Annotated in this window: 1 pseudogene; it reads right to left on the bottom strand. The window is 56.0% G+C overall.

Going from position 1 to position 10070, the window contains the following annotated elements:
* Nucleotides 1-176: 176 nt before the first annotated feature.
* Nucleotides 177-10001: pseudogene (locus ACSEXS_RS05315) on the bottom strand (SDR family NAD(P)-dependent oxidoreductase); the annotation flags it as partial.
* Nucleotides 10002-10070: the final 69 nt, after the last annotated feature.

Below are 10070 nucleotides of genomic sequence, written 5' to 3'. Positions count from 1 at the left end.
GTTTCCAGCTCCTTTGACTGAAGACTTCGAACATCGGCCGTGGCGATTTCATGCATGACCTTATCGATAATCATTTCATTCGCCAGGTCCACGTCCAACTCGCCGGCTTCAAGCTGCTGCAGCCATTTTTCAACTTGGTCCGGTTCGTGAGATTGGCAAGCGGCTGAGTCTTCGAATTCATGGACCGTCAGTCCCCGAATTTCAATGATTCGACGCCCATCCTCCGCCGCCAGCACCGCATCGAACTCTTGACTTCCTGCCCCGGAGCGGGTTACATGGATGTAGCCTTGATCCGGCAGTGTATCGTACAAGTCCATCTCGGAGATGGAATACAACAGGTAGATGGTGGAATTCCCGCCGCTTCGGGCCATGAGCCACGTCATGGTTTGAAGCACGGCTTCCATCCAGCACGGATGAAGCAGATAAGGATCCGTACCGCTATTCTGACCCGCCGGCTGTCGGTAATGGACCAATGCCTCCCCCGTTTGGCTGAAGACTTCATCCACCCCCCGGAAGCCCGGACCGTATTCCAATCCGCCGTCAGCGAGAGAGTGATACAAATCCGAACCGGCGGTTCGGTTGGGGCAGCGCATCTGAATGGCTTTGACAGGCAAGGCCCTGTGCGGCTTGACGCTCGATTCCAGCTCGCTCTCATAATGGAGCTGTCCCTGGGCGGATATCAACTTCAAGCGGTCGTTCCTAACACTGGAAATCTCCCATTGAACGGCGGAGCCCTCCGGATACAATCGAATTTCGAGCGCTTGATCCTCCGCCAGGCTCACCGGCAAGCCTAGTGAAATATGGGAGAGCTTCTTGATCTTGACGCCTGGCTTGGCCAAACTTCCCGCGACTCTGGCCATCTCGGGATACAGGATTCCCGGGAGGAAATGACTGCTGCCCAGCTGGTAATCCTTCAAGAAAAACTCTGCCAAATGGATCGTTTTCATGAAACAAAGCCCGTCCATGTTCGATATGTTCCGATCGATCAGCGGGTGGAGCCGGGCAACGCTTCCCGGGGCCGGCTCTTCGTCCCGCTCGGTTGCGCCTGACATAACCCAACAGCGCTCTGCCGCAAACGGGTACAGGGGCAGCGAGACTCGTTGCGGCGCCTCATGAAGATAGAACCGGTTCCAGTCAATCTCTACTCCGGAAATCCAGAGCTGCGCCAGTTTATCCAAATTCCGCTCATCGATAAGGCTGCGGAGAAACTCCAGGCCTTCCCGTCCGCCCAACAAATCCGGATTAAACCCGGCGGATTGAACATTGCCGCGATAGAGATTAGGAACTTTCTCCGTTCCTCGGGCGTACTCCGTCAATCGACGGATCAGTTCCTCGGAAGTGGATGCAAGAATCGCCATCCTTTCTTCCATGGGCTCCCGGGCTGTTTGCAAGGTAAAGGCTATTTCGGCCAAGGATGGAGCCGCTCTGTGGTCCCGGATAGCCGCAGACGAAGCCTCCTCTTGACAACGGCCCTCAGGCAGCTTCGGGGACGTTTGGATGATGGATTGGACAACCTTATCCAGGGACCGGCTTTCCGACAGAAGGGACAGGGAGATCTCCGTATGGAAGTATTCGTTGATCCGCCCGGCCAAGGTAGCCAAATCCACTTGGTCCAGCCCCAAATCGGCCACCTCATTCGTCGCCGCCACCAGGTCTTCGTTGATCTGCAGCAGCTCGGCGGCCATCCGGACCGTCTCTCTACGCACCCGGTCCGTCAATGCGTCGGGGATGAGCCTTTCCGGATCTTGGGCATCGGCCGTATGCTGGAGAAACGCGATCATCCGCCGGGCAATTTCGCTTAGACGCTCCGGATTCCGGGCAGAGAAAACAAAGAGCTGTTCCCCCGTATCCGCTGCATAAACCCGACGGGGGGAGTCATACTCCTCCAGAATAAGATGGGCGTTCGAACCTCCGGCCCCAAAAGCGCTGATTCCCGCCCGTCTCGGATATTGCTGCTTAACGCCTGCCGTCTCAACCACCGGCCGGGTCCATTCTGTCAGTTCCTTTTGAATCGAAAACGGAGAATTGCGGAAATCAATGTGCGGATTCAAGGTGTGGGAATGAAGCGAAGGCGCCAGTTGTTTGTTCTTAAACTGCAGCAAGAGTTTCGTAATTCCGGCGATCCCGGCAGCGGATTCCAAATGTCCGATATTGGATTTCACGGAGCCGACGGAGCAGTATTGGCCGGCTTGGGCAGCTTCGCCAAAAGCTTTCGTGAGTCCGGTGATCTCAATGGGATCTCCCAGCGAGGTTCCCGTGCCATGGGCTTCGATATAACTGATTGTTCGGGGATCAACATTGGCTTTCTTCAGCGTTTCCGCAATGATGTCCGCTTGGGCTATGGGATTCGGAACCGTATAGCCGTTGGTTTTTCCGCCGTGGTTCACCGAGCTCCCTTTAATGACGGCATAAATTCGATCATGATCCGCTATCGCACGCTGCAGCGGTTTCAATAGAATGGCGCCGACTCCTTCCCCGGGCACATACCCGTCTCCGCCTTCCCCAAAGCTGCGGCAGCGTCCGTCACTGGATGTGAAGCTCCCTTGGCTCAATGAGATATATTTATCCGGATGGATCGTCACGTTTACCCCACCGGCCACCGCCACTTCGCTCTCCCCCCGCCGGATACTTTCACAGGCCAGATGGATGGCGGTCAAAGAGGAGGAGCACATGGTATCTAATGCAATGCTGGGCCCATGAAAATTGAAGAAGTAGGAGACCCGGTTGGCGATGGATGCATAGATGGAATTCGAAGCCATGATCCGTCCTTTGAGCGACTCCTCGGCACCGAACAATTGATAGTGTCCGTACATCACGCCGACGTAGACGCCGACCTTCTGATCCCGTAGAGCCGTCCGGGTATATCCTGCATCCTCCAGCGTATGCCATACCGTCTCCAGGAACAACCGTTCCTGGGGGTCAATCAATTGGGCGACCCGTGGAGGAATGTTGAAAAACAAAGGGTCAAACTTATCGACATCCTCAATAAATCCCCCCCATTTGCAGTTGTCGGGATACTTCCGCCAGTCCCAACGCTGTGGCGGAATTTCGGTGATGCAATCTTGACCGGTCCTTAGATTTTCCCAAAATTCGTCCAAATTTCGTGCCATCGGATAACGGCCGCTAACGCCGATAATGGCGATATCCTCTTCCGCGGGCGCTTCCTCCCTGACGGGGCCGGCAAATCTCGGCCTCCGAGTTTTTCTCGGGGAGTTTTCTTGAGGCGCATCGGCGTCATGGGTCTTGTCTTCAGTTGCTGCGCCTATCGTCGCAGCTTTGGACCGGTTGTCCAATTTCTCCCGCAACAGGCGGGGGTAATGCTGCACAAAATACCCGGCCAGTTCGGAAATCGTTTGGTACTCAAAGAACAAGGTCTTGGAAAGTTCACCGAAATCTTGTTCCAGTTCACGGGTTAAATTCATCACCATGACCGAATCGATTCCGTACTTTTCCAGCGGCTCCCGGGAATGGATCTTCTCTGCCGCCAATTTGATCTCCCGACCCAGAATTCCTTTGAGAAACCATTCGGTTTTGGCCCGTATGCCGGCGTCTTCCGCTTCCGGTCCGCCTGATGGCAGCTCAACTTGCCATGCTTGGCCAGGCTTTGCCTCTTCCCTTTCTCCCCGGATAAGCGCCTTGAGCTTGGCGGCGTTTCCTTCGAGAATCATGAATTGGGGACTGGACTGCCTTAGTCCCGCCTCAAAGGCGGCGATTCCGGTTTCGAGCGGAAGCGGATGCAATCCCATGGTTTCGTTCATTTGCGCAATCAGATTCTCACCGACTTGCATGCCGCCATCCCGCCATAACGGCCAGTTGATCGAAAGGCTTTTCCCGGACCGCCCTTGGGCTTCGCGCCAACGGGCGAAGTAATCCATAAAGCTATTGCCGAATGCATAATCGGATTGGCCCAAATTTCCCAGCTCCGCCGCCGTTGACGAGAACAGCGCAAAAAAGTCGAGGTTTTCATCGGCAGTCGCTTCATCGAGATATTTCGTTCCCAGAACCTTGGGGCCAAGCACCAACTCCATGTCCGGCCGATTTTTCTTCAACAGGAACGAATCCCGAAGAACTCCCGCACTGTGGATTACCCCATGGATGGCTCCGAAACGGGACTTCGTGCTGCGGATGACTTCCTTCACCTCGTCCGGGTTGGCAACATCGGCCGAAAGGTAGAGTGCCTCGGCCCCCAAGGCTTCCAGTCCTTGCAACTTTCCGGCGATCTGCCTGGTCATGGGGCTGCGCCCGGTCAATACCAAATGGGCTTGATACTTGCGGGCCAAATGAGTGGCGAAGATCATCCCCAACCCCCCTGCGCCGCCGGTAATGACATACACGCCTCGCTGTTTCAGGGGCAGGTTCCCGAGATTCTCCGGTTCCAACGGCGTCTCGACCAGTTGCTTGACATAGCGGACACCTTGTTGGTACCGAATTTCCACTCCGCTGTCTCCCGCTTCCGATTCCGCCAGAATGACCTTGGCCAATTCTTCCGGCAAGCTCGGTTGTTCCCCGCGCAACTCCAGCAGCTTATACAGAAACCGGTGGTTTTCCAGCCGCAGGGCTTTCGCGAAACCGCTGACCGCCCCATGGTGAGGCTCTCCCGCGCCGGCCGACTCGTATACATACCATAAGCGGACATTTCCCGACAGCTTTTGCTCCATTAGTGCCTGAGTGAGCTGGAAAAGCCCATAAATGCCGAGATCGAGTTCTCGGCGCAGTTCCGATTCCATCCCACGGAAACTTCCCTGGGACCAGCGGTAGACGATCCGGCACGATTCCCAGGACGAGCGGGCCAGGCTTTGTACCAACCGCCGATAGTCTTCCCGGTTGAGCGGGTCGATTGCGTAATCTCTTTCACCGGCAGCCCGATATCCAGCTCCCGGTTGAATGAGGATGACGTCGGCCGCTTGCTCGAGAATGATCCGCAGCCGCTCATCGAGATCGAACAGGATGATGGTTTCAGGCCGTGGCGTCGGACTCGGCGGAGCTTCCCGCGCCACCCATACGGGCTTACAATACATCTGAACCCTGTTTTCTTCTGCAGTTAGCTGGCGCGTTATCGCTTTGACGGTAAATCCTCGCATCCTTACCAGCACTCGCCCCTCTGGATCGGTTAGGGCAAGGTTGTACTTGATCATCCCGGACGCTCTCGCTTGATCCTGGGCGATTTCGGCATGGGCATAACACTTGCGGGGTAGAGGTTGAAGGAATTCCAATTCTGCCAAAGCAAAAGGCAGGTATATCCCATCCCCTCCGGCAGGGCCGGAAGTTAACCGACTGACGGTCTGGAACGCGCCATCCATCAAGGACGGATGCCAGTTATGCTCCGAGAGCGAAGCGATCAACTCTTCCGGAAATTCGAGACAAGAGAGCGCTTCGGTTTCGCTGTGCCAAATCTCCCGGACCGTCCGAAAGCTGGGGCCATAATGGAAACCGCGGCTTTCAAATTCCCGGTAAAAATCCTGGCGGCTTACATACCGCCGACAACGTTTCTTGACAGCTTCAAGGTCTGAATCCGGCGCTGCCGGGAGTGTGTTTCCTGGTCCGTATCCGATTTTGCCCTGCGCATGGATGGTTCTTGAACGATCCGGCTCGCTCGTAACGATCTCAAATTCGGCTGTGTCGCCGTCCGGATATAGACAGATGTTAACTTCCTTAGGGGTGCCCGCCATTACCACCGGCGCTGCCCAGATAATCTCTCTCAACACCTTGGCCGGGTTGCCGCAGTTGGCGAATTCCCCTGCGGCTCTTGCCATTTCCAGATAGATCACTCCCGGCAATACCGGATTTCCGTCGATTCCGTGATCCTTCAGGAAATATTCGTTCCCGGCTAATCCTTTGACGAAGCGCTGTTCTTCGAAGGTGGAATCATTGAAATCCAGGAGAGGATGCAGCCTGTGCCCTCCTGTCCTTGCCTGGATGGGCGCCTCCGGCAGCCAATACCGTTCCCGGGTAAAGGGGTACGTCGGCAGTGCCACCCGGCTCCGCGGTCTGTCTCCGAACAGCCATTCCCAGGAAAAGCGGGAACCGTAAGCCCATAAGGCCGCAATCTGATCCAAATCTCCTTTGTGCATCAGAGCGGTTATGGACTCCAAGTCCTCTTGCTCCTGCTTCAAGAGCACAGGGGCGTGGGCCATTTGCGCAAGGTCATGCCAATGTACACCGACGGGAACTGCCTTGCCGGCCAAGAATCCGCTTAATTTCTCCCGGAGCTCTTGCGGCGTCCGGGCCACTACGGCCAAGCGCGCTTCCATGGGCTCACGGCCAACCTGAAGGGTATAAGCGACATTGCCGAATGGCACATCGAAACCGGCTGACACGAGATAGCTGATGAGTTGCCGGGCTCTTTCCCGAAGCCGGTCTTCATTCCTCGCCGACAGCACAAAAATCTCGGGTTCCTGATGCGGTTCGGGCATAGGCGCCGGTGCTTGATATTCCTCAAGGATAAGATGAACATTGGACCCGCCGGCACCGAACGAGCTTAGCCCGGCACGGCGGGGAACCGCGACCCGTTCCCCTTCGATCTCCAGCACCGGAGAGTGCCAGGGAGCGAGATCGCCTGCCACATAGAACGGCGTATGATCGAATGGAATATAAGGATTAAGCTTGTCCGCATGCAAGGACGGGAATATCTCCCCGTGCTTCAATTGCAACAGCACTTTGGTCAACCCCGCGATTCCTGCCGCCGCTTCCAGATGGCCGATATTCGATTTGGATGAACCGATGGCGCAGAATTGCCGCTCGGTCGTCCATGGACTGTAGGCTTTGTTGAGCCCTTGGATCTCGATGGGATCACCCAGAGAGGTGCCGGTGCCATGGGCCTCCACATAACTGATGGTTCGGGGATGAATCCCGGAATTTTTCAGAGCTTGGGCAATAACCTCCGCCTGAGCCACGGGGTCCGGAACGGAGAAACCCGAGGTCTTGCCTCCATGATTCATCTCCGATCCTTTGATCACCGCATAGATCGGGTAGCCTTCCTGCTCGGCTCGCTTCAGGGTGGTGAGCAGCACAGCGCCTACTCCCTCGCCCGGCACATAGCCGTCTCCATCCGCTCCAAAGCTGCGGCAGCGGCCGTCCGAAGCCAAGAACTGAGCCTGCTTCAAAAACATATATTTGTGGGGATGGGTCACCAGGTTGACGCCCCCGGCAATGGCAAAGCCGCATTCCTGTTTACGGATGCTTTCGCATGCCAGATGAATGGCGGTCAGCGCGGAGGAGCACATCGTGTCCACGGCGACGGATGGGCCATGTAAATTCAAGCAATAGGATACCATGTTGGAGATCGAGGCCGGACTGATTCCGAACGCCAACGGAACCCCGTATTTCTGGGCCATTTCCGCTGCAAACAACTCATAGTGGCTCCAGAAAACCCCGGCAAACACACCCACGCTTTGATCGCTGGAGGATGGGTAATGATGCTCGGTCCGGTTTTGGTAAAAGCCCGCGTCTTCGCAAGCCGCCCAAGCCATCTCCAAAAACAAGCGGGCTTGCGGGTCCATCAGCTCCGCCTGGCGAGGGGAAAGATTGAAAAAGAGGGGATCAAATTCGTCAATCCCGTCAACAAACCCGCCATGGTTATAGAACTGCTCCACATCCAGCGCAAATTCGTAGTTTCTCCAACGCTCTGTGGGCATCCCCGAAATGCAATCCTTGCCTTCGCGCAGGTTCTGATAAAATTGATCGATGTTCTCGGCCATGGGATAACGGCCCGCCACCCCAATTATCGCGATATCGTCCGGAATCGCAGAATCCGGATTCCCGGCGACGGAACCACTGGGCACGGAATCGGATACCAGTTGAGAGCCGAGGAAATCGGTGATTTTGCTCTCCGCACCGTAGAGCACCATGGTCTGGGTCCACGGTTGTCCCATAATCGTTTCCAGTGCCGCCATCCCTTCCTGGGAGGGCAAGCTTTTTAGGCCGGAGGAGGCATACATCATCTGTTCCAGATCGGCATCGACCCGCATCCCGCCATCCGCCCACAAGGGCCAATTGATCGTGAAGGTTCTGCCGGACCGCAAACCATTTTGCACCATTTCTGCCCGGGATGCAGCGAATAGATCCATAAAAGCGTTGGCGCTGGCATAATCGGCCTGTCCCATATTTCCCAATGCCGCTGCCGTGGAAGAAAACAAAACGAGAAAATCCAAAGGCTCCTCCCGGGTCAAATGATCCAAATTCCAGAGCCCTTGGATTTTCGGCCGAAAGACGCGATGAGTCTCGGTCGGTTGTTTGCGGATCATCCATTGATCGTGCACTGCGCCGGAGCTATGGAGGATCCCGTTAACAGATCCAAACCTCTTCCGGATCTGGTCGAGGGCTTTTGCCAGCTCCTTCTCGTCGCCCACATCGGCTTGCAGATACAATACCTCGCTGCCCTTTTGCCGGAATCCTTCCAGCCGTTCTTCCTTGGCTGCGGATGGCTTGGAACGACCGATCAGAGCCAATTTGACCTTGGCCTGACTTGTGATATGCTCCGCAAGGAGAAGCCCCAGCCCACCCAGGCCGCCCGTTATCGCATACACGCCGCCGTCCCGAAAGGAAGTGGTATACGGCGCCGGTTCAAGATCGGCTTTTTGCCATTTTTTGACCGTCCGCTGCCGCTCAATGCCTTGATAGCCTATTTCCGCTGCGCCTTTTTCGGCTGCCGCCGCTTCATCCAAAAGCAGGCGGGCCATTTCACCCGCCGGTTGGGCCCGAAACTGCTCGATCGTGATCATCTGGCTGTGTATCCTGGGATTCTCGCGGAAGGCCGATTTGAGAAGCCCGCTCATGGCCTGAAAAGACATGCCGCCGGGACCCGCATCCCCGATAACCTGGACCAACCAGTCTCCGTTGGTCTTCGACCATTGTTCCTGGAGGAGGGTCAGTACTTGATTAAATTTCACCTCTACTTGAGCGGGAGTCTCTCCGGCCTCTCGACGCAGCACCATGACGCGAGCCTTGCCGTTGGCTTGCATGACCAATGATGTGAGGTCCGCCTGAAGAGCTTCCGCCGGTTCATCCACAATAACCACATGCTGATGAAAGCCTATGCCATCCGTCCGGCGAGTCAGCTTCTGAGGACACCAGACGGGTCGCAAATAGAGCAACTGATGTTGGGCGTCGTCCAGATTCCCATCGACATCTCTTTCGGGTTGCGATGCCTCCGTCCGTGTGCCGGCCAATGCGGAGAGGTCTCCGCCCTCCTCCAACAGATAGTCCGCCAAGCGCTGAATCGTGGAGTATTCAAACAGCAAGGTTGGGTAATACGGTCGACCTACCGTTTGTTCCAACTGCTTGACCAGTCCCAGCAGGTTGGTGGAGTCCAGACCCAGCTCGTAAAACCCCCGGGTCAGCTCAATCTGATCCGGAGACCGATCAAGAATGCTCCCAATTTCCTGCTGCAAGTAGGATAGGACCCGTTGCTTGATATCGCCGGCAACAGGACGGGCCTTCCCCGGCTGACCGGTTTCCCCTGTGCTTTGAACCGCTTGGCGGCCGAGGGCCACGACAGGGGATTCCGGCTTTGTCGCTTGGCCGGCTTTGGAATCATCCCAAGCCGCCAGTTTCTGAATCAACTGGGGTTCGCGGATCCGCTTCACCGTCAATTTATCGATGTCCGCCAATACCGCGCCCGTTTCGTCGTATATCGTGATATCCGTGGAGATGATGTCTGGGGCTGCCAGAGAAGGGTCTGCGTCGCTTTCGGGGCTTTTCGTATAGGTATAAATGGTGGCCGGGAACGGCCGATAGATGCAAAACCGTTCCATCATAAACGGAATATAGGGAGTGTGATCCCGCAGATCCGGTTGAGTTCCATCCAGACGGAACGTTGCGCCCGCGAAGGTAGAGCCGTCCAAAAAAGCCGGATGAGCATAAAATTTATCCCGGTATTTTTCCGCCAACCCGCTTAAATGAAGTTCCATGATCTCTTGCCGGTCCCTTTGGTAAACCGTTCCCAAGGTCTTCATGAATTCGTCATGCTGAATCTGCACCCGGCGCGCCAGCCCGTAGATCTCATCCATTTCCCATTTTCGGGTATGGTGATCCACGAATGCCTTCACACCCAGGGAAGGGCCGGCGGCTGC

Origin of the sequence: Gorillibacterium terrae (genome assembly GCF_051594785.1) — a bacterium.
GTDB lineage: Bacteria > Bacillota > Bacilli > Paenibacillales > NBRC-103111 > Gorillibacterium.
This window is presented reverse-complemented; position numbering and strand designations above follow the sequence as displayed.